15 protein-coding genes and 1 pseudogene are annotated in these 19,719 nt (G+C 65.9%); 5 read left to right on the top strand and 11 right to left on the bottom strand.

All coding sequences use genetic code 11. From position 1 onward, the window contains the following. Positions 1 to 43 precede the first annotated feature (43 nt). On the bottom strand, positions 44 to 217 hold the full coding sequence (locus AC5P6X_RS04290) for a hypothetical protein (protein ID WP_005411154.1): 174 nt from the start codon (positions 215 to 217) through the stop codon (positions 44 to 46). 216 nt (positions 218 to 433) lie between these two features. Here AC5P6X_RS04290 and AC5P6X_RS04285 point away from each other — a divergent pair, with 216 nt between their 5' ends. Continuing rightward, positions 434 to 820 (top strand): DUF2628 domain-containing protein, encoded by a 387-nt coding sequence (locus AC5P6X_RS04285; protein ID WP_005414559.1) that lies wholly within the window; start codon positions 434 to 436, stop codon positions 818 to 820. 77 nt (positions 821 to 897) lie between these two features. Here AC5P6X_RS04285 and AC5P6X_RS04280 read toward each other — a convergent pair whose 3' ends face one another. From AC5P6X_RS04280 to AC5P6X_RS04270, 3 genes and pseudogenes are all read right to left on the bottom strand, one after another. Continuing rightward, on the bottom strand, positions 898 to 3,429 hold the full coding sequence (locus AC5P6X_RS04280; protein ID WP_043034588.1) for a methyl-accepting chemotaxis protein: 2,532 nt from the start codon (positions 3,427 to 3,429) through the stop codon (positions 898 to 900). 209 nt (positions 3,430 to 3,638) lie between these two features. Further along, positions 3,639 to 4,532 (bottom strand): NAD-dependent epimerase/dehydratase family protein, encoded by an 894-nt coding sequence (locus tag AC5P6X_RS04275; RefSeq protein ID WP_005414561.1) that lies wholly within the window; start codon positions 4,530 to 4,532, stop codon positions 3,639 to 3,641. A gap of 98 nt (positions 4,533 to 4,630) precedes the next feature. Further along, positions 4,631 to 4,911, bottom strand: a pseudogene (locus tag AC5P6X_RS04270) (S41 family peptidase); the annotation flags it as partial. Positions 4,912 to 5,032: 121 nt separating this feature from the next. Between AC5P6X_RS04270 and AC5P6X_RS04265 the strand changes: the two are divergent. Then, on the top strand, positions 5,033 to 5,338 hold the full coding sequence (locus tag AC5P6X_RS04265) for a KGG domain-containing protein (RefSeq protein WP_024957919.1): 306 nt from the start codon (positions 5,033 to 5,035) through the stop codon (positions 5,336 to 5,338). Between the two features lie 10 nt (positions 5,339 to 5,348). On the opposite strand, the gene AC5P6X_RS04260 is transcribed toward AC5P6X_RS04265, so the two are convergent. After that, positions 5,349 to 6,821, bottom strand: a complete 1,473-nt coding sequence (locus AC5P6X_RS04260; RefSeq protein ID WP_099604873.1) for an MFS transporter — start codon at positions 6,819 to 6,821, stop codon at positions 5,349 to 5,351. 126 nt (positions 6,822 to 6,947) lie between these two features. On the opposite strand from AC5P6X_RS04260, the gene AC5P6X_RS04255 reads away from it, so the two are divergent. Beyond that, the gene (locus AC5P6X_RS04255) at positions 6,948 to 7,577 is read left to right on the top strand and encodes a TetR/AcrR family transcriptional regulator (RefSeq protein WP_108269984.1); all 630 of its coding nucleotides are present in this window, start codon (positions 6,948 to 6,950) and stop codon (positions 7,575 to 7,577) included. A gap of 15 nt (positions 7,578 to 7,592) precedes the next feature. Here AC5P6X_RS04255 and AC5P6X_RS04250 read toward each other — a convergent pair whose 3' ends face one another. Together AC5P6X_RS04250 and AC5P6X_RS04245 are read right to left on the bottom strand one after the other, a co-directional pair. After that, positions 7,593 to 7,943: a VOC family protein gene (locus tag AC5P6X_RS04250; RefSeq protein ID WP_005411161.1), complete on the bottom strand. Its 351-nt coding sequence runs from the start codon at positions 7,941 to 7,943 to the stop codon at positions 7,593 to 7,595. Positions 7,944 to 8,099: 156 nt separating this feature from the next. Then, entirely contained in the window at positions 8,100 to 8,300 is a 201-nt protein-coding gene (locus tag AC5P6X_RS04245; RefSeq protein ID WP_005411162.1) for a hypothetical protein, read from the bottom strand. Positions 8,301 to 8,488: 188 nt separating this feature from the next. Between AC5P6X_RS04245 and AC5P6X_RS04240 the strand changes: the two genes are divergently transcribed. Beyond that, positions 8,489 to 11,845: an autotransporter domain-containing protein gene (locus AC5P6X_RS04240; RefSeq protein ID WP_187756982.1), complete on the top strand. Its 3,357-nt coding sequence runs from the start codon at positions 8,489 to 8,491 to the stop codon at positions 11,843 to 11,845. 115 nt (positions 11,846 to 11,960) lie between these two features. On the opposite strand, the gene AC5P6X_RS04235 is transcribed toward AC5P6X_RS04240, so the two are convergent. From AC5P6X_RS04235 to AC5P6X_RS04220, 4 genes are all read right to left on the bottom strand, one after another. Further along, on the bottom strand, positions 11,961 to 12,323 hold the full coding sequence (locus AC5P6X_RS04235; protein ID WP_049450378.1) for a hypothetical protein: 363 nt from the start codon (positions 12,321 to 12,323) through the stop codon (positions 11,961 to 11,963). Between the two features lie 17 nt (positions 12,324 to 12,340). Continuing rightward, positions 12,341 to 12,721, bottom strand: a complete 381-nt coding sequence (locus AC5P6X_RS04230; RefSeq protein ID WP_049450376.1) for a hypothetical protein — start codon at positions 12,719 to 12,721, stop codon at positions 12,341 to 12,343. A 66-nt stretch (positions 12,722 to 12,787) separates the two neighbouring features. Continuing rightward, on the bottom strand, positions 12,788 to 15,436 hold the full coding sequence (locus AC5P6X_RS04225) for an RHS repeat domain-containing protein (RefSeq protein WP_239522818.1): 2,649 nt from the start codon (positions 15,434 to 15,436) through the stop codon (positions 12,788 to 12,790). 197 nt (positions 15,437 to 15,633) lie between these two features. Further along, positions 15,634 to 16,086, bottom strand: coding sequence for a PA2169 family four-helix-bundle protein (locus AC5P6X_RS04220; RefSeq protein ID WP_005411167.1), 453 nt, complete (start codon positions 16,084 to 16,086; stop codon positions 15,634 to 15,636). Between the two features lie 554 nt (positions 16,087 to 16,640). Between AC5P6X_RS04220 and AC5P6X_RS04215 the strand changes: the two genes are divergently transcribed. Then, positions 16,641 to 19,475 (top strand): TonB-dependent receptor, encoded by a 2,835-nt coding sequence (locus AC5P6X_RS04215; protein WP_108269988.1) that lies wholly within the window; start codon positions 16,641 to 16,643, stop codon positions 19,473 to 19,475. The last annotated feature ends 244 nt before the right edge of the window (positions 19,476 to 19,719 follow it).

Below are 19,719 nucleotides of genomic sequence, written 5' to 3'. Positions count from 1 at the left end.
GATCGCGCTGGCGACGGGCCGGCGCGATCGGCGGTGTTGCGGATTACTCGCTTTCCAATGCGGCGGCGGGCGCCGCGCTCTGCGTAGCCGCCGTGCGTGCACGGTCCATCGCCACCGCCAGTTGCTGGCGTGCGAGCAGCTGTTGTGCCTGCACCACTTCAGGTGTCGGCAGGAGCACCGGTCCCGGTGCGTTTTCCGGTGTAGCAGGTGTGGTCATGCAACCTCCATGGACATCCCGCCGCCGCACGGATTCAGCTGGTGCGGCAGCGGAACTGCGCACCCTATCCTAAAAACAAGGCGGGCGGGTGACGGTGCGCGCCCCTGCCGCAGCAGCCGGAACAAGGCAGGCGTCACATTTTTGACGGTGACGCTTGGATCCTGAATAGGACTTGCCCTATCATGAAAACGTTTTCTCACAGGGATGTCTCCCCCAATGAATACCACTGACCTGTCCCAGTTCAGCCCGAAGTGGCAGTTCCGCTTCAACTTCTTCCGCCAGCACGGCGCCCCCAAGAACCCCGGCTTCAAGCAGGCCTGGAAGGCGCTGTCCTTTGGTGACCGCCTGAAGATCAACCTGAACTTCTTCGCGTTGTTCTTCGGTGCCATCTACCTGCTGATTCTTGGCATGTGGCGCAAGGCACTGGTGGTGATCGGCATCAACATCGTGCTGGCCATCGTCTCCATGTTCCTTCCGGACGTCGTCGGGCGCATGCTGTTCATCGCCATGAACCTGCTGGTCGCCTCCAGCACCAACTACAGCTACTACCTGGAGAAGGTGGAAGGCCGTACCAGCTGGAACCCGTTTGAAGGAATGTTCTGAGCCATCAGACCTGCGCAGGATGCGCGGCAAGGATGCAACCGACGCCCGGCCCCCGCCGGGCGTCTTCGTTTCCGGGATCAGGCCGCGCGGCGGGCCATGGCCTCCGGTTCGGCCTGCAGGCGGAAGCGCGAGACCGCCACGGCCAGCTGCTCGGCCTGCTCCTCCATCGCCCGCGCCGCGGCGCTGGCTTCCTCCACCAGTGCGGCGTTCTGCTGGGTGGTCTCATCCATCTGCACCACGGTCTGGTTGACCTGCTCGATGCCGGCGGACTGTTCGCGCGACGCAGCCGAGATCTCGGCCATGATCTCGTTGACGCGCCCCACCTGGCCGACGATGGCCTGCATGGTACGGCCCGCACCGTGCACCAGCTGCGCACCGGCACCGACCTGCGCCACGGATGCGTCGATCAGTTCCTTGATCTCCTTCGCTGCGCCCGCCGAGCGTTGCGCCAGCGCGCGCACTTCGCTGGCGACCACCGCGAAGCCGCGGCCCTGCTCACCGGCCCGCGCCGCTTCCACCGCCGCATTCAACGCCAGGATGTTGGTCTGGAAGGCGATGCCGTCGATCACCGAAATGATCTCGGCGATGCGCTGCGAGGAGGCCTCGATCTGCTCCATGGTCTGCACCACCTGGTTGACCACTTCCCCGCCCTCGCTGGCAACGTCAGCGGCGGATCCTGCCAGGGTATTGGCCTGCAGCGCGTGGTCGGCGTTCTGGCGCACGGTGGAGGTCAGCTCCTCCATCGAGGCGGCGGTTTCTTCCAGGTTGGCGGCCTGCTGCTCGGTACGACGCGAGAGATCGCTGTTGCCCGCAGCGATCTCACCCGCCGCCAGGCGGATGCTGGCGGCCGACTGCTGGATCTGGCCGACGATCTGGGTCAACTGCTGCACGGTGCTGTTGGCATCGTCGCGCATCACCGCGAACACGCCATGGAAATCACCGCGCATGCGTGCGCTGAGGTCGCCGGCGGCAATCGCGCGAAGCAGCGTCGAAAGCTCAGCCAGGTTGTGATCGCTCACCTGCATCATGATGTTGAGGGTCTCCACCATGCGGCGGAAATCGTGGTCGAAGCGCTGGGCATCACCGCGTACAGCGAAGTCGCCGGCTGCCGCGGCGGCAGCCAGCTGCTGGATCTGCTCGTTGATCGCGGCCAGGTTGCTCTTGGTGGTGGCCATCGCTGCGGTGAACACCGCCTTCTCGCCCGGCAGCGCTTCCATGTCCACGCTGAGGTCACCCACCGCGTAACGCTGCATCACCTCGACCAGGCGCTGGGTGACCGCATTGCTGGAAGCCACCAGCTGGTTGCTGTCGGCCACCATGCGGCCGTACTCGCCGGGGAAGGCAGTGGCGTCCATGCGGTAGCTCAGCTCGCCAGCATCGTGGCGGCGCGCCATTTCCGCCTGCGCCGCCATCACCGCCTGCAGCTGCCCGCGCATGCCCTGCATCGCGTCCAGCAGGCGGCCCACTTCATCGTTGCTGCGCGCAGGCAAGGTGCTGTCGAGCTTGCCGGCGGCGACGTCACCCGCCACCCGCACCGCTTCGGCCAACGGGCGGATCGCCAGGCGGCGCAGCAGCACATAGACGCCGGCACTCAGCGTCAGCGCGGCCACCACGCCCACCAGCAGCGTCAACCACAGCAGCTGGCGCGCCTCGGCCACGATCACCGCGTGCGGCATCACCACGCCCAGCGCGAAGCGCTGCGGGGCATTGCCCACGCGTAGCGGCACGTAGACGCGCACGTTGCCGGCTGCATCGGGCGTGAAGGCTTCGAACCGGCGGTCGGCGGCGATGTCGGCCAGCATGCTGCGGGTCAATGCGTCGGTGCGCGGCTTGCCGATCTCGGCGGCATTCGCCGAGGCCAGCACCACGCCGTTGGGCGAAAGCAGCTCGACGCGGCCTGCGCCCATCGGCGTCAGCGTCGCCAGGTGCTTCTGCAGCGCCGCCAGCGAGAAGTCGACGGTGAACACGCCGAGGAAGGTACCGTTTTCGACGATCGGCGAGCTCAACGTGCTCATCAGCACCTGCTGGCCGGCGATGTCGTAGGCATAGGGCTCGCTGACCTTGGGCAGCTTGTCGCGGCTGGGTACCACGTACCAGTCGGCCGAGCCGTCGGCGGCTTCGGTGTAGTCGGTCATGGTCGACTGCTGCGGCTTGCCGTCATGCCAGGCCCAGTAGCTCATGTAGCGGCCGCTGGCATCGTGCATCGCGGTATTGGCGAACTCGGCATCCTTGCCATCGAAGGCATCGGCCTCCCACATGGTGCTCTTGCCCAGCCACTCCGGGTGGGTGCGCAGCTGCTCGCCCAGCACGGCAGCCAGGCTGGCGCGATCGGGCACGTCGCCCCGCGCACGCTGGGCGAGCACGGCTTCGACCATGGCATCGTTGCTGGCGAACGCCGTGCCCAGGTCGGCGGCGACCTGGCGCGCTTCGGCGTTGGCCTCGCTGGTCATGGTCTGGCGCGAGGCATCGATCAGGCTGGCACTGGCCTGGCGATAGATCAGGAACGCCGTCAGGCCGAAGCACAGCAGCGCGATGACGGCGGTGCCCAGCATCAGCTTGTGGGCGATGCTGCCCGGGCGGCGGGCAGCGGCGGAACGGGAAGAAGGCATGGAGGGGTCCGCAAGGCAGTTCAGGACGACCGGCACCGGGAGGGCACCGCGCAGGCGCGCGATCCGTCGCGCAGGCCACCGGCCGCCGGGACCCGCCCGGCGCAGGAAGCGCACCGGGTTAGCGGCCGCCTGCCAACGAGGTTGAGGCGACCGGCCTACACATTCCTGAATCCACTCAGGGACGGGGGAGGGATCCGTCCCCGCGTCCCCTATTCGGCCACCCGATCCTTGATCCACTCCGCGCGTGGCAACACCTCGATGCTGCCTGCGGCGTACTGCTGCAGCACGGCGTCCGGCCCGAAACGCGGCTGCCACCCCAGCTCCCTGCGGATGCGGGCGCTGTCGTAGACACGGTCGACGCTCAGCGGCAACGGCCAGCCGCGGCGCTCGAACTCTGCCAGCAGCTGCGGTACGCGCCGGGCCAGTACATTGCGCGGCTGGGTGGCCAGTTCCAGGCAATCCTCGCGACGGAACGGGGTTGCGGCGCAGGCGATGTAGCGGGCGAAGGCCGGCCCCTCATCCAGCAGCAGCGCGGCATGGGCACTGGCCACGTCACGGGCGTCGATCCCACGATGCAACCGGAACATCGCCATCCGTTCCGGCGGTTCCGGGAAGCAGCGCCCCATCCGCAGCACGCGCACCCCGAAGTCCGGTGCGGCGGCAGCTTCAGCCAGGGCCTCGGCCTGCAGCTTGCTGCGGTGGTAGATCGTTCGCGGCAGCGGCTCGGTATCCTCATCGATCCAGCGGCATCCCCCTGCCACCACCGCGTGGCCGTACAGCGCGGTGGTACTGGTCAACACGAACCGCCGTGCGCCTGCCTCGCGCGCCGCCTGCAGCAGGTGCGCGGTCGCGTCCACGTTGATCTGCTGGAACACCGCGTCCGGTACCAGGCCGACGTGTGGCGCATGCAGGGCCGCGGTATGGATGACCGCGTCGACGCCCTGCACCGCGCGCACGACGGCTTGATGATCGGTGACATCGGCAATGATGCGCGTGGTGGCAAACGGACTGCGGTCCAGACCCACCACTTCATGGGCAGCCGCCAGCGCGCCGAAGATCGCGCGCCCGATCCGCCCGGAACTGCCGGTCAACAGAATCTTCATTGAGTCCATTCACTCGAAGCGCCCGGGAACTACCGGGATGCTTCGATTCTAGGCATGCAGCGGAACATCTGCGATAGGACGACCACGCAACTGTGCGTTCATATTGACGACTTCGGCGGAGCCAGCAGTTGACGCGCGATGGAGAGTGGATCGTCGCCGCCTGCCGCGTGGGGCGCGACACCGGTCCGTTCGCAGTTTCCACCGGTGCGCAGTCTGATCGGTTGCCGGTCCGGAACGTTTATCTGATAGCCATCGGGCAGCAGCACAGGATCATCGAACATATGTGCGGCACCGCCACTGCGGCCGCCGGCCTTGCCGCGCATCCGAGGGCCGGCAGTGAATACGCGACGAATGCGGCCGCCGGGCCGGCTGCGTGATCATCCCCGTGCGCAGGGCGCGTGAAAACCGGGGCGAAGATGGCGACCTGGACTTAGCGTGCGATGGCCAAGCATGGACGCCGTCGCCCACGAAGGCGGCGTCCACACTGCAGGAGATTTCACATGACTGAGCAGAACCCGCGCAGCTCCAACCGGGGCTTCGCCTCGATGGACCAGGACAAACAGCGCGCGATCGCCGCCAAGGGCGGGCGCGCGGCACATGCCTCCGGCAATGCGCACGAATTCAGTCCGGCCGAAGCACGTGTCGCAGGCCGCAAGGGCGGCGAAGCGATCAGCCGCGACCGCCAGCACATGGCCACGATCGGACGCGAAGGTGGACACGCACGCCACGCCAACGCGCGCCAGCAGCAACAACAGCCTCAGGCGATCGAACGCACGGCAGAGGACCCGCAACGCCAGCAGGGCTGATTGCTGCGCGTCAAGCCGATGCACGCTGCCGATGCAGCCCAAGCGCCGCAAGCAGGGCCAGCGCACCCGCCACCGCCATCGCCCAACCGAACCCGCTGGCCATCGCACTGCGGTACCAGGTCAGCACCTGCGGCGTGGCGTGCATCGAGCCCGGGTGCAGGATCAGTTCACGCGCCTGCGCAACAAGCCGCTGCTGCCCTGCGGCCTGTGCGCAGGCGGCGAACTGCTGTACGGCACGCTGGCCCATCAGGCTGCCCATCAGCGCGATGCCCAGGCTCATGCCTGCCTGGCGCAGCGCGTTCATCGTGGCTGACGCGATACCTGCGCGTTCGGCCGGTGCGTTGGCCATGATCGCCATGCCGGTCGCCGGCACCGCCAGCCCCATTCCAATGCCAAGCAGCATCAGCACGGCAGTGGCATGAGCGCGCGAAGTAGCCGGTTCGAACGTGGCCATTGCGCACAGCGCCACACCGGCCAGGACGTAGCCCAGCACCAGCGCGGCATGCAGCCCGAGGCGGGCAACCAGGCGCCCGAACAACAGCGAGACACCACCCATCAACAGGAACTGGGGAGCCAGCTGCGAGCCTGCCAGCGCGGCGCTGTGCCCCTGTGCCTGCTGGAAGAACAGCGACAGGAAGAACAGGCTCGCATAGGCGGTGAAGCCCAGCACGAACGAGGCCAGGTTGAGCATGCGGAAGCGACCGTCGGCAAACAGGTCCAGCGGCAGCAGTGGCCGTGCCACCCGCCGCTCGACGATGCCGAACAGGATCAGCCCCGCAGTTGCGGCGCCCAGCGCCAGAAGCGTCACCGGGGCCAGCAGGCCCTGCTCGCCGATCGCGATCAGGCCATAGCACAGTGCGCCCAGCGCGCCGATACTGAGCAGCTGCCCGGCCGGATCCAGCGCGGCGTGCTGCGGGTGCCGTCGCTCGGCGATGCCCCAGGCGCCAAGCACAAACGCCAGCAGCCCCAAAGGCAGGTTGATCAGGAAGATGCTGGGCCAGCCGGCCCGCTGCACCAGCGCACCGCCGAGCAACGGGCCGAGCACCAGGGCCAGCGCGCTGAAAGCGGACCAGCCACCGATCACGCGTGCACGCTGGCCCGGATCGGGAAATGCGTGACTCAGGATCGGCATCGCACTGGGAATCAACAGCGCACCTGCCACGCCCTGCACCGCGCGCCCGGCGACCAGGGTCGAAAGGTCCTTGGCGCAGGCGCACAGCAGCGAGCCCATGGTGAAGGTGGCGACGCTCAGCAACCACATTCGCCGATGACCATAGCGATCCCCCAACGGACCGGCCGACAGCATCAGCGCCGACAGTGCGATCGCATAGGCGTTGATCACCCATTGCAGGCCCGCCATGTCGGTCTGCAGCGCCTGCTGCAGGGTTGGCAGGGCCACGTTGACGATGCTGATGTCCAGCGAAGCGAGGAATGTACCGAGGTAGGCCGCCAGCACCAGGGCGGGCCGTTGGAGGCGTCTCATGCGTGGATCCGGGAGGAGGATGTGCGCGCATGCTATCGACTGACTGACCGTCGGTCAATGACCAGCGGTCAGTCAATGCGAAGGGGCAGCTAGAATGGCGTCCGTCACACCCGGATACCGCCCACCATGCAGACCCCAGCTGTCGCCAGGCCTCGCACCAAGCCCGCCGAAACCCGCCAGGAGGAACTGATGGACGCCGCGCAGGCGTTGTTCCTTTCGCAGGGTGTGGACGCCACCACCATCAGCGACATCGTCGCCGCGGCCGACGTGGCCAAGGGCACTTTCTATACCTATTTCGCCTCCCGCACCGAGATCCTGCAGGCGCTGGCGCAGCGCTACACGCGGCAGTTCATGGACGAAGTCGAGCAGGCAGTGCAGCAACACCCTGCCGGTGATGGCGCAACGCGCCTGCGCGCCTGGATCCGCGCCAACATCGAGATCTACGCGCGCACCCACGCGTTGCATGACGTGGTGTACGCCAACCATCACCACCACCAGCGGGGCAATGCCGAGCGCAATGCGATCCAGCAGCAGCTGCTGGGCATCCTCGAAGCGGGCAACGCAGCCGGACTGTGGCAGCTGCCTGCTCCACAGGTCACCGCCTCGTTGATCTATGCCGGCGTGCACGGGGCCACCGACGACCTGATCGCCACACCCGCACAGGATGCCGATGCCTTCATCGCCGCTGTGGAAGCGGATTGCCTGCGCATGGTCGGCGTTCCGGCAGCGCCGACGCGCAGCGGCAGACGCCGCTGAAGGAACGCTTCCCGCTCAGGTGTGGGCGAGAATGTTCAACAGCCGCCCGAACGGGTCGCGGACGAAGAAACGACGCACTCCCCAAGGCTCGTCGGCAGGGCCATACTCCAGCGGGATGCCGGCCGCGTGCATGCGCTCCAGCACCTGCTGCAGGTCGTCCACTTCGATCGACAGATCGGGCACCGCGGTGCCGGAACCCCCTTCGCTGGCAAAGCTCACCTGCGCCAGCGCACTGCCCTGCCCGCCATGGGTGACGATCCAGCCATGATCCATCACCACCGGCATGCCCAGCAGCCCGCCATAGAACGCTGCGGCACGCGCCGGGTCGGGCGTGGCGATGTTGGCGACAATGCGTTTGACGGCCATGTGCAGCGGCTCCGGTGCGATTTCCCATCCTCGCCGCTGCATGCATGGCCCGCAAGCGGGCTCAGGCCAGATGCCCGCATCGCCATCTGAGGCGATCGCTGGAACAGAAGAGCCCCGTCGATGACGGGGCTCCGCGTACGGCTCAAACGGCGCGACTCACACGCCCATGCACAGATCGACCACGCAGGTGTTGTACGCCTGCTGGCATTCACCGGCATCGGTGCCACTGGCCAGGCACATCTGATAAGCCCGCCAGCACGGCTGGTCGCAGGGCTCGACCGGCCCTGCCACTGCCACCGAACCGGTACACGCCAACGCGAATACCGCCACTGCGATCACCTTCCTGACAACACGCATCGCCATCACTCCTTGATAAGCCTGGTGAGCCCAGGCCGGCCCACGTTAGCGAGGACACGGGGAGACGAAGTGAAGCCCACTGTCACGCACACTTAACCTGTTCACAATTTTCCTTTCACATGCATGGGGGATGTCGCCACGGATTGGCGTTAACGGCCTTGTTGCCCGTCCACCAAGGAAGTTGCCCGATGAATCACCCGCTGCACGGCCGTTCGTCCCACTCCCGCTCCCCGCTGCACAGCCGCCTCGCGCTGGCCGTGTCCAGCTCTCTGTTGCTTGCCGCTGCCGCGCCCGCCATGGCCGGCGAGGCGCTCGACGCATGGCAGCAACAGCGCCAGCTGCAGGCGGCGTGGGCACAGCCCGCCGTCAGCGCGCCTGCAGCATCGACGGCCGCCACGCCCGCGGCAACCGGCACCGCCCTGCTCGACAATCCGGGCGATGCCGCCAGCTGGCGCAACGATGAATTCAACGCCGACTGGGGCCTGGGTGCGATGGGGGCCGACCACGCGTACGCCCGCGGCCTGACCGGCAAGGGCGTGCGCCTGGCGCTGTTCGACACCGGCTCGGCACTGGCTCACCCCGAATTCGCCGGCCGCAACACCTCCAGCATCACCATCGGCCCGAACTGTGCGTCACCGGGAACCGTCGGCGGTACCGGCGCGTGCAGCCAGACACAGGGTGATCAACCGGGTATCAACTACTACACGCTCGGCGCGGGCGTGCCTGCTTCCCTGCAGGCCAACATCATTGCCGCGGGCCGTGAATGGGGTTTCCGCTATGCCGATCACGGCACGCATGTCCTCGGAACCATTGGCGCCAACCGCAATGGCACGGGGATGCACGGCGTCGCCTTCGGTGCAGATCTGACGACCGCCCGTGTATTTGGTGACACTTACTACGAATGGAGGCGCCAGGCGAGCGGAGGCTACCTGCCTGAGGCCGTGGAACGGACGGATCCCGATGGTGCCGCAAGGCTGGACATGTACGCGCAGCTGCAGGCACAAGGCGTGCGTGCCATCAATCACAGCTGGGGCATCTCCACCCGGAACATGACCGTGGCCGCACTGGATGCCCAGTACGCACGCATCGGTGCCGGCTACGACGTATACGGAAGCATCTACAAGGACAGTGCAAACGCCCCCGCTTCGCAGTTGATCCAGGTCTGGTCGGCCGGCAATGGCAGCGGCGCCGTCGCCGGTATCACCGCGGCCCTGCCGCGCTGGAAGCCGGAGATCGAGCCCTACTGGCTGGCCGTCGCCAACGTTCGCCAGCCCAATACAGCCAATGGTGAAACCGACTACCTGATCAACGCAGGCTCGAGCATCTGTGGCGCTGCTGCCAACTGGTGCATTTCCGCACCCGGCACGGCAATCCTCAGCACCATCGTTTCCGGTGACATCCAGGGGCGGCTGGAGAAGACCGCAGACTACGTCCGTCTTCTCATCGACAGCCAGAATCCCACGTACGACTACGGCCTGAAGACCGGCACGTCCATGGCCGCCCCCCATATCACCGGCGCACTCGGCCTGTTGATGGAGCGCTTCCCCTACCTGGACAACGCCCAGGTGCGCGACGTCCTGCTGACCACCGCGCGCGACCTCGGTGCGGCAGGCGTCGACCCGATCTACGGCTGGGGCATGGTTGACCTGCGCAGGGCCATCGAGGGCTATGGCTCGCTGCGCGTGGATACCAACGTGGTGATGAACCAGAGGGCCGGCGGCCTGAAGGTGTGGGAGGGCGATGCCTGGGACGACTGGACCAATGACATCGGCGGCCCCGGCACGCTGACCAAATCCGGCATCGGTTGGCTGCGCCTGAGCGGCGACAACAGCTTCAACGGCGCGGTGCTGCGCGAAGGCACGCTGGAGTTGAACGGCAGCAACACCCTCACCTCGGCGGTCGATGTGCAAGGCGGCCGGTTCCTGCTCAACGGCAGCCTGGTCTCCACCGCACTCACCACCATCGGTGGCGTCAGCACGGTCAGCGCCAGCGGCGTTCTGAAGGACGGGAACCTGACCGTCAATGGCGGCGTGGTGTCCTTCAATGGCATGCAGACCGGCGGCACCACCACGGTCGGCAGCAACGGCCTGCTGAAGGGTATCGGCACGTTGGGCAGCACCCGAGTGGACGGCACCATCGCGCCCGGCAATTCGATCGGCACGCTGACCATCAACGGCGACTACGTGCAGGGCGCGACCGGCGTCTACGCCGCCGAACTCGCGCCTGGCGGGCGCAGCGACCAGTTGCACGTGACCGGTACCGCCACCCTCGGCGGCACGCTGGTCGCGTTGCCGGAACCAGGCATCTACTATCTCGGCGAGCAGTTCAACTTCATCCGCGCCGAAGGTGGCATCAACGGCCAGTTCGCGAAAACCGACTTCAGCGCGTTCTCGCCGTTCCTGCAGTTCAGCCTCGCCTACGGGGCCAATGGCACCCGCATCGACGTGGCACGCGGTGCCTCGCTGGCCAGCGCCGCCACCACCCCGAACCAGCGCGCGGTGGCCGCCGCGGCGGACCTGCTGGCAATCAACCAGGGCCTGCCCAAGCCGCTGACCCAGCTGTTCCCGCAGCAGGTCGGCGGCGTGCTCGACGGCCTCAGCGGCGAACTGCACGCAGCCACGCCGCTCACACTGGTGGAAGGCAGCCGCTACGTTCGCGATGCCGCGCTGTCCCGCCGTGCAGGTGCAGTCGCGCCAGGCGCCGATGCGGGCGACGCCACCGGCGCCTGGGTGCAGGCTCTGGGCGGCAACAGCAGGCTGGACGGCAACAGCAATACCGCCCGCACCGAAGCCAACAGCAACGGCCTGCTGGCCGGTATCGACCACGAGTTCTCTGGCTGGCAGGTCGGCGTGCTGGCTGGCACCGGCCGCACCGACGTCAAGCAGCAGGCGCTTCGTGCCAAGTCGAAGATCGACAACACCCACTTCGGTGCATATGCCAGTCACAACTGGGGCGGCCTCGGCCTGCGTGGCGGCGTCGCCTGGAGCAAGCACAAGGTGAAGAGCACCCGCGATGTCGACTTCGCAGGGTTCAGCGACAGCCTGAGCGCCCGCTACAACGCGCATACCCGCCAGGCCTTCATCGAAGCCGGCTACCGCTTTGGTGGCCCGGAGGCCGGGCTGGAACCCTACCTGCAGGTCGCGCGCGTGGAGGTGGACCTCAAGCCGATCAACGAGCGCGGTGGTGCAGCCGCCCTGCACGGCAAGGTGGATGACACCGGCACCACGATCGCCACCGCTGGCCTGCGCTTCGACAAGGGCCTGAAGGCATCGTTCCAGCAGGACAGCTGGCTGCACCTGCGTGGGGGCGTGGGCTACCGCCGTGCCTCGGGTGACCGCCGCCAGCTGGCCGACCTCGCATTCGCCAACAGCACCACCACCTTCGCGGTCGAAGGCGCCCCGATTGCCGACAGCGCCGTTGTGGCCGAGCTGGGGCTGTCGGCCTGGCTGACCCCGCGCCAGCAGCTGGAGCTGGGTTACAGCGGCCAGTACGGCAGTGAAAGCCGCGACCACAGCGCCAACATGCGCTGGTCGGTTCGCTTCTAGACGCGTGTTCTCCTGACGGTTTGGGGCGGCCTCAGGGCCGCCCCTTTCTTATCCACGCCCCAGGGCCATGCGCGATACCCCAGGATCATCGCGTCCTGGATCCATCCGTGGAGCGTTACGCGTGAATGAAGATCGACTGGAGCCGGGTCGCCCAGCCATTGCACCCGGTGGAGTTGAACGCCTCGAGCCGGACATTCTTCCCCGATGTCAGCGCTGCCAACGCCGCCGCGTACGCTTCCTTGGCACCCGGCCGGGACATGTCGATTGCAAAGGTATCGGTATTGCAGAAGGCCGTACTCGAAACATGCACGTACACAATTCCCGCCGGGCCGTCCATGTACGGCCGCAGCGACAGAATCGTCATCTGATCGCTGGTTGGCTCCGCCTTCAGTGGTGCAGACAGGCACAAGGCCAACGTCAAGGCCAACCCCGCTCCCAATCTCCTGCGGAAGCGCGGCGTCGCGTCATTCATCATCATGTAGTTCCCCTGTGGATTCAGACATCAGGCAGCGTCACGGCCCTCAACTGCATTACCCCGGAGGTGCAGCCGTCGACACGCAACCCGACACGCAGCTTGTTCTGCCAGGCGATGAGCAGCATCGAAACCATCTCCCTCTGCATCGGATGATCATTGAGGAGAATGAAGCGATTGCCACCCCCACAATCCGAGCCCGCTGGAAGCACACCTTGCGTCACCAGGTAGAACCCTTCCCCGCCCCAGCCCGTTGCGACGGATACGATCCGATGGCCTTCCAGATTGTAAGGCTCAGCATTTGCCGTTGAGGCCAGGCCAGTTCCCAGCACTGCCACCAGCGCCAGCAGGACCTTGCCGCCGATGGCGCCACACGGGCGCGATACAGCACGTACTCCAGCCATGTTCTTCCTTCCCCTGTCATGAACAACCGGTTGACGGCGCGCTGCGGCCGGTGCAGCCCGCTACGCTCAGCCCAGCAGCAGCTGGTACAGCAGGGGCACGATGTCACCCTGCGGACGCTGGACATGCGAGACATCGGACACCGGCGTGCAGCTCCCCGTGGCGCCACAGGCAAGCACGCGATACGCATAGCTGGTGGCAGGGCGTGCGGCAGACGTCCAGTTCGCGGCGTTGCCTTCGTAGACCGTGGTCCAGGTCACCCCGTCCACGCTTTCCTCGACGACGTAGCGGACGGCAGAGGCCACAGGCGACCACCCAACGAAGTCCTTCGCGGCCGGCGAACGCCGCATCGGCACCACTGCCTTGGCGACCAGGCTTCCGCCCAGGGTGATGTAATCGGTCCGTTTGTCCTCGCGCTCGCTCGCCTGGTAGCGGAGGACGCCGGCGTGGTCGTACATCGAGGTGATCCGTCCGAACGATGAATCTGTCTGTGTGCGGCGACCGTCAGCGTCGTAACGGTAGCTCTCGGAACCTGCCGCCGCACGCAGCCGGTTGCCGAAGTCGAAGGCGAACGGCTGTCCGTTCTTCGCCCGCAGATTGCCCTGCGCATCGTAGGCCAGGCCGACCACGGTTGACCCTCCGCAACCGTTGACCTTGACGTTGGTCAAGCGCCATGCGTTGTCATAGCAGTAGTGATGGTCACGGTCGAGAATCGTCACCCGCGTGAGGTTGTCCAACGCGTCATAGCTGTAGCTCGCCGAGCCGAACATGGGCGAGGAAGCCGAAACGAGCCGATCCAGCGCGTCATAGCCCAGATTGCGGTTGCCACGCTGGTTGCGGCCCGTGGCACCGTCAGTGATTGCCATCACATTGCCGACCGCATCGTAGTCGTAGCCGTCGCTGAGGATCCGGGTTGCGCCAAGGGTGTCCTGGCTTTCATCCGGCAACTGGCGCGCGTTCTGCACCATCGAGTGGACAATGCCGTTGCCATAGGTGAACTGACGAATCGCCCCGTTGGGGTAATAGACCACGCCAGCGGCGTAGGAGCCCGCCTGCCCGGCCTGTCCCAGTGCGTTGGGCGCATACGCGACCACGTTGCCGGAGGGATAGCGATGCGCGGACAGGTTGCCCAGTGCGTCGTAGGCATACCCCATCGCCAGCGCTTCGCCATCGGTGGGGCTCTGCACCTCACCGATGAGCAGCCCGCGACGGTTATACGCATAGCTGTTGTGCGTCTCCACCCCGGCGTTCAACGTGGTGACCTGCTTGACCAGGCCATCGGGCCAGTAGCTCCAGCGCTGGTTGCCATTGCCGTCGGGGAACTGCAGTGATGCGAGCCGGTTGCGTGCGTCATAGGAACGCACCACTCGGCGCCCGCTTGCCGCGGCAATGTCCTGGTTGCAGTTGCCTGCATCGGACAGGTCCAACCCCTGCGCGCTTCCGACCGGGTTCGATGCGGCGTCGTAGTCAAATACGGTGGCGCCGGTTTCCGGTTCGATCGTCTTGCACAACCGCTGCGCCACATCGTAGACATAGCGCCGGGTCGACGTCACCGAGCCATTGCTGGCCCTGCGGGTGATCGACGTCGGCTTGCCGAAGACGTCCCGCGGGATATCCAGCACGGCTCCCTCTGCCAGTTCGATACGTACCGGCCAGTCAAGCTTCGCGGCATCTGCACCGGTGTAGATCACGACGGTCGGGATACCCCTGGCATTGGTCGTGCGCACGCGCCGCCCCGGCAGGTACTCGGTTGTGCTGACCAGCGCGCCAATCTCGGAATCCTGGCTGACCTGGACCACCCGCCCAAGTGCGTCGTACGTCGTACGGACGCCAGTTCCGGCGTCCTGGACCGTACCGACCCCCGCGACAGGATAGGACTGGAAGGTGACCCGCCCCTCCGTGTCATAGGCGGTCACCGAGGCCCGCTGCGTGCCGGCTTCATTGCCCGCGTCGTACTCGCGCACCAGCAATGGGCGCCACAGCGCATCGTAGTAGGTGACCTTGCGCGCATTGCCGGTGCTGACCGTCTGCCGCCAATGACCGGCAGGGATGCCGTACTCGGCGCCGCCCACCTGGGCAAACTGTGTCGTGGTGGACGCCCAGTCCACCGTATCGCCGTCGGGGTAGTCGACCAGCGACATGCGCCCCATCGCGTCGTAGTCGTAACGCGTGGTGTTGCCCCGGCCATCGGTGATCCAGCGTATCCAGCCATTGTCATCCACGCCGGCAGACTGGGTCGAACCATCCGCATACTGGATGTTCCCGGGGATGCCGCGCTTCCAGCCGGACAGGCTCACGGTATTGCCACGCCGGTCCACCACGGCGCGAACGGTACCGTCGCTGTTGTAGTGAATGGTCTGCTGGAGCTGGCCGAAGGCATGGATCCGCTGGGGCTTCGCGGTGGCCGGGTCATAATCCACCTGGGACTCGGTCCGGCCCGTGTCCTGGTTGACCGACGTCCGGACCTGGCCAAGCACCCACTTCGACAGATCATCGTGATAGGTGATGACGTTGGTCTTGCTGTAGGACTGCGCCCCCGCACTTCCCACAACCGTGCCCAGCAACATCATCGCGGAAAGTGCATTGACTCGACGCATCGTCAGTGGGCCTGTTCGCAATGGATGGCGATGGGACAACCAGGACCAGGCAACGGAAAGACCGGCGAAGCGCACATCACAGCAAACCGCGCACACGCACAAAACCGGACGCGACTGCATCCGGTTGGCGATTGACGTTGATGCTGGACGAAGCCCCCTTCGTCATGCCGCGCCTGTTCCCTGGACTCGGCCAAGTATAACCATGGAAACGGGGCCGGACGCCCGGTCCTTCGCAGCCCTGCCGGGCTGCGAAGGTTCCCGGGCCATGACGCGCCTACGGGGCTCGACGGCCGCGATCGGCCGCCCGGCGCGGGACGTCAGGCGGCCTTCATGGCGTGCTTGCGTGCCCGCATGACGTTGTGGCACTCCTGCACATCCGGCAGCAGCTGGGTCACTTCCTGGCGCACCGCGGGCGGCAGATCGTTGTCCTGCAGCACATCCTTGAACGCGCCCAGCAGGCGGTCTTCGGATTCTTCCAGTTCGGCCACGTAGCCGTAGTTGGTATCACCAAACGCGGCGCGCACCTTGCCGTAGAACTGCTGCATCGAACCGACCATGGTGCCGTGCTCGGCCGGCTTGCCGCCGCTGGCGGCGACCGAACCACTCAGCGCCGCGACGATCCGCGCCTTGACCCCGGCGATACGGGTGAACAGTGCCGACAGTTCGGCATCCTTTACCTTCGTTGCGGCTTCCTCATAGAAGGACTTGCCGTCACGGGCGATCTCGATCAGGTCGTTGAGGCGATGTTCGATGGTGGACTGGGTGCTCATGGCGTCGCTCCTGTGTGCTCGAAAGTCAGTGGAGAATGGCAGCGCGTCGGCACTGCCTTCGACCTCACTATCATCGTCCTCGTGTGCCGGCCGGGTGAGTACGAATTGATGTACACATCACCATGCGGAACACGTGCTGACTTCTTCATTGCCGGCATCATTGAATGTTCACGGAAAAGACGCATGCGATGCCTGCCTCACCATGGCGCGATGACGATGATCAGGCTGATCAGCAGCGCAATTGCCAGAATCACCAGCAGCACATGCCATTGCTTCCAGCTGGGTTTCGGCTTGCCAGGCGTATTCATCGGCGGCCTCCTGTGTATGCCGGGAAAGGAGCTGCCAGACTGAAGCGAAACGACATTGCACAACGTCGACGCGACGTGCACTCCCCGTGCAGGACAGCGGCCAAAGGCGCGCGAAGATAACGCGTCCATAACGCAGTTCAAATGTGAGCGGGATGTTAGGTTCCTTTCGATTCCGGGTAACGGAATGCAGACCGGTCGTAGCGCCGCGCGCATTGCGACCACACAACGGATTTGGAGAGAGAAACAATGCACTACAAATACACTCTGCTTTCGGCAGGGATCGGCGCCGTGTTGGCTGCCGTTTTCTCGCCGGCTGCCAATGCACAGGACGACGCTGCGAAGTCTCCGAAGAACCTGGACCGCATCCAGGTGACGGGATCGGCGATACGCAGCGTGGATGTGGAAACCCAGCAGCCGGTGCTTGCCATCTCGCGCAAGATGATCGAGCAGCAGGGCTTCACCACCATCGCCGACGTCCTGCAGAACCTCACGTCGGCCGGCGCACCAGCGCTCTCGCGTTCGCGCACGCTGTCGTCCGGCGAAGACGTCGGCGGCAGCTACGCAAACATCCGCAACCTCGGCGCCACCCGCACCCTGGTGCTCGTGAACGGCAAGCGCCTGGGCGCCAGCACCAGCGGCCTGCAGGACCTGAGCCAGATTCCAATGAGCGCGGTCGAGCGCATCGACGTGCTCAAGGATGGCGCCTCGGTGCTTTACGGATCCGACGCCATCGCCGGCGTCATCAACATCATTACCCGCAAGAGCGTCGAGGGGCTGGAGCTTTCGGCGCAGCATGGCCAGTTCAGCCAGGGCGACGGCAAGGACAGCACGTTCTCGCTCGTTACCGGCGCGCGCGGCGAGCGAGGTGGCTACACCTTGGCCCTGGAATACCAGAAGGCCGACCCGGTGTTCGCCCGCGACCGCTGGTTCTCCAAGCATGGTGGTTCGGGGCCGGGTTATCCGCGCGCGGGCTGGAGCGACCTCAGCCAGAACGGCTCCTGGTGTGACCCGGCGCTTTACGACTGTGCCACCGGAAATTCCGTGTTCAAGACACTCAATCGTGGTGGCGACCCGAAGAACCCGAACGATTACCATCCGATCACGCCGGCCGAGTATTCCAACGGCAACGAGCAGATGCATGTGCAGACCGGCATCGAGCGCCGGTCGCTGTTCCTCAGCTCCGACTATGCACTGAGTGACCAGATCACCTTCACCACCGATATCGGCTACAACGAGCGCATCTCGGACCAGCAGATTGCCGGCTACCCCTACGAATCGACCAAGTTCGGGACGCCGCTGGCCGGCAACAGTGCGTTCAACCCGGTCCGCCATGACATCGCCTTCAACCGCCGCCTGTGGGAGCTTCCGCGCACGACCGAAAGCAAGCTGAAGTCGCTGCGCGTGGCACCGACGCTGTCGGGCTACTTCGAACTGGCCAGCAAAACGTTCGACTGGGAGGTGGGCGCGCTGTTCAACCGCAACGAGGTGACCAAGACCGGCCGTGGTGACATGAGCCTGATCGCCTCGCGCCAAGCGCTGGGACAGTCCTTTGTTGATGGCAACGGTGTAGCACGCTGTGGCAGCGCAGGTGCACCGATCGCCGGCTGCCTGGCCTGGAATCCGCTGCTGCCGTACGGCGTTGCTGGCGCCGGCTCGCTTGCCGACCCGGAACTGCAGCGCTTCCTGTTCCCCACGTTCACCGATACCGGCATCACCAAGACCCGAAGCTACTTCGCCAACATCTCCGGCCCGGTGCTGGAACTGCCGGCGGGCGAGCTCTCGGTGGCGATGGGCTACCAGTACCGCAAGGAAGAAGGACGCTACGTTCCCGACGCCTTTGCCCAGTCGCGCCAGAGCACTGCACTGGGGGCACAGACCACTGCAGGCGGTTACAGCCTCAATGAAGTCTTCGCCGAAGTGAATGTGCCGGTGCTGCGTGACCTTCCGTTCGCCAAGGAGCTGACCGTCAACGTTGCGGCACGCTATTCCGACTACAGCAACTTCGGCAGCACCACCAACACCAAGGCCAGCTTCGCCTGGCGCCCGGTCGAGGAGCTGATGGTGCGCGGCACCTTCGCCGAGGGCTTCCGTGCTCCCAGCATCTCCGACCTGTATGGCGGCCTGGGCACCAGCTTCGAAACCTACGTGGACCCCTGCGGCATCGGCGCCACCAACAGCGTCAACGGCAACGCGGCCTGCAACGCCGCCGGTGTTCCGCGTGGCTACGAGCAGCTGGCCCAGGGCCTGAAGCCCTGCACCAGCTACCCGTGCGCCACCCCGAACGAGTTCACCACGGGCTCGAACCCGAACCTGCGCCCGGAAGAGTCCAAGAGCAAGACCGTTGGTGTGGTCTGGAGCCCGCGCTGGGTCAACGGTCTGGACATCAACCTGGACTGGTACAGCTACAAGATCACCAACATGATCATCGAGGACAACGTCGATCGCATCCTCCGTGACTGCTACGTGCTGGGCAATGCCTCGCGCTGCGGCAGCGTCAAGCGTGCCGCTGATGGCCACATCACCAGCATGTTCTACGGCCTGACCAACCTCGGCGCGATGAAGACCGAGGGCTGGGACCTGGGCATCCGTTACCGCCTGCCGGAGTATGCGTTCGGTCGCTTCACCCTTGACCTGCAGAACAGCTACGTCTCCAAGTACGACGAGGAGAAGCAGAACTCGGCCGGTGACACCATCATGGACGGTCGTATTGGACGCCCGGGGGTGTTCCGCCTGCGGTCCAATCTCGGCGTCAACTGGCAGCTGGGCAACCTCTCGGCCCAGTACACGGTGCGCTACTACTCCGGGATGATGGAAGGCTGCATGCCAAACCGGCCCTGCACCGCGCCCGAACGCATCGCCAACGGCGAACCGGATGCCGTACGCAGGGTCGGCTCGAACGCGTTCCACGACATCCAGGTCAGCTACAGGCTGCCCTGGGATGGCACCGTGGCAGTGGGCTCGAACAATGTGTTCGACCATCGCGGCCCGATCATGTTCTCCAAGCCGGAGAGTTCCTTCCCCTACTACGGCGGCTTCGATATCGGCCGCACGGTGTACGTGAAGTACTCGCAGCGCTTCTGACCGTAGCGTCCGTGCACGTGGCCGGCGGAAGGGGAGTTCCGCCGGCCACGCCGCACACAACCTCCACCCAATCTCCACGCTACTTCGACCCAATCTCCAACATCCCCGGCAACACTGGCGCAACGGCAGCAGATGGAGCAGGCAAGCGAGGATCGCCCGCGTGGCATCCACCTCGCCCGACCTCTCCGGATTCACCACTGAATGCGATGGACCACCCCCTCCCCGCTGCGGGGATGGGGCTGGT

The organism is Stenotrophomonas sp. YJH_SMC_40 (assembly GCF_059368615.1).
This window is presented reverse-complemented; position numbering and strand designations above follow the sequence as displayed.

Excerpts from the sequence above, each read along its gene's own strand:
- AC5P6X_RS04290 (WP_005411154.1), bottom strand. The coding sequence starts at position 217 with ATGACCACACCTGCTACACCGGAAAACGCACCGGGACCGGTGCTCCTG.
- AC5P6X_RS04285 (WP_005414559.1), top strand. The coding sequence starts at position 434 with ATGAATACCACTGACCTGTCCCAGTTCAGCCCGAAGTGGCAGTTCCGC.
- AC5P6X_RS04280 (WP_043034588.1), bottom strand. The coding sequence starts at position 3,429 with ATGCCTTCTTCCCGTTCCGCCGCTGCCCGCCGCCCGGGCAGCATCGCC.
- AC5P6X_RS04275 (WP_005414561.1), bottom strand. The coding sequence starts at position 4,532 with ATGAAGATTCTGTTGACCGGCAGTTCCGGGCGGATCGGGCGCGCGATC.
- AC5P6X_RS04265 (WP_024957919.1), top strand. The coding sequence starts at position 5,033 with ATGACTGAGCAGAACCCGCGCAGCTCCAACCGGGGCTTCGCCTCGATG.
- AC5P6X_RS04260 (WP_099604873.1), bottom strand. The coding sequence starts at position 6,821 with ATGAGACGCCTCCAACGGCCCGCCCTGGTGCTGGCGGCCTACCTCGGT.
- AC5P6X_RS04255 (WP_108269984.1), top strand. The coding sequence starts at position 6,948 with ATGCAGACCCCAGCTGTCGCCAGGCCTCGCACCAAGCCCGCCGAAACC.
- AC5P6X_RS04250 (WP_005411161.1), bottom strand. The coding sequence starts at position 7,943 with ATGGCCGTCAAACGCATTGTCGCCAACATCGCCACGCCCGACCCGGCG.
- AC5P6X_RS04245 (WP_005411162.1), bottom strand. The coding sequence starts at position 8,300 with ATGCGTGTTGTCAGGAAGGTGATCGCAGTGGCGGTATTCGCGTTGGCG.
- AC5P6X_RS04240 (WP_187756982.1), top strand. The coding sequence starts at position 8,489 with ATGAATCACCCGCTGCACGGCCGTTCGTCCCACTCCCGCTCCCCGCTG.
- AC5P6X_RS04235 (WP_049450378.1), bottom strand. The coding sequence starts at position 12,323 with ATGATGATGAATGACGCGACGCCGCGCTTCCGCAGGAGATTGGGAGCG.
- AC5P6X_RS04230 (WP_049450376.1), bottom strand. The coding sequence starts at position 12,721 with ATGGCTGGAGTACGTGCTGTATCGCGCCCGTGTGGCGCCATCGGCGGC.
- AC5P6X_RS04225 (WP_239522818.1), bottom strand. The coding sequence starts at position 15,436 with ATGCAGTCGCGTCCGGTTTTGTGCGTGTGCGCGGTTTGCTGTGATGTG.
- AC5P6X_RS04220 (WP_005411167.1), bottom strand. The coding sequence starts at position 16,086 with ATGAGCACCCAGTCCACCATCGAACATCGCCTCAACGACCTGATCGAG.
- AC5P6X_RS04215 (WP_108269988.1), top strand. The coding sequence starts at position 16,641 with ATGCACTACAAATACACTCTGCTTTCGGCAGGGATCGGCGCCGTGTTG.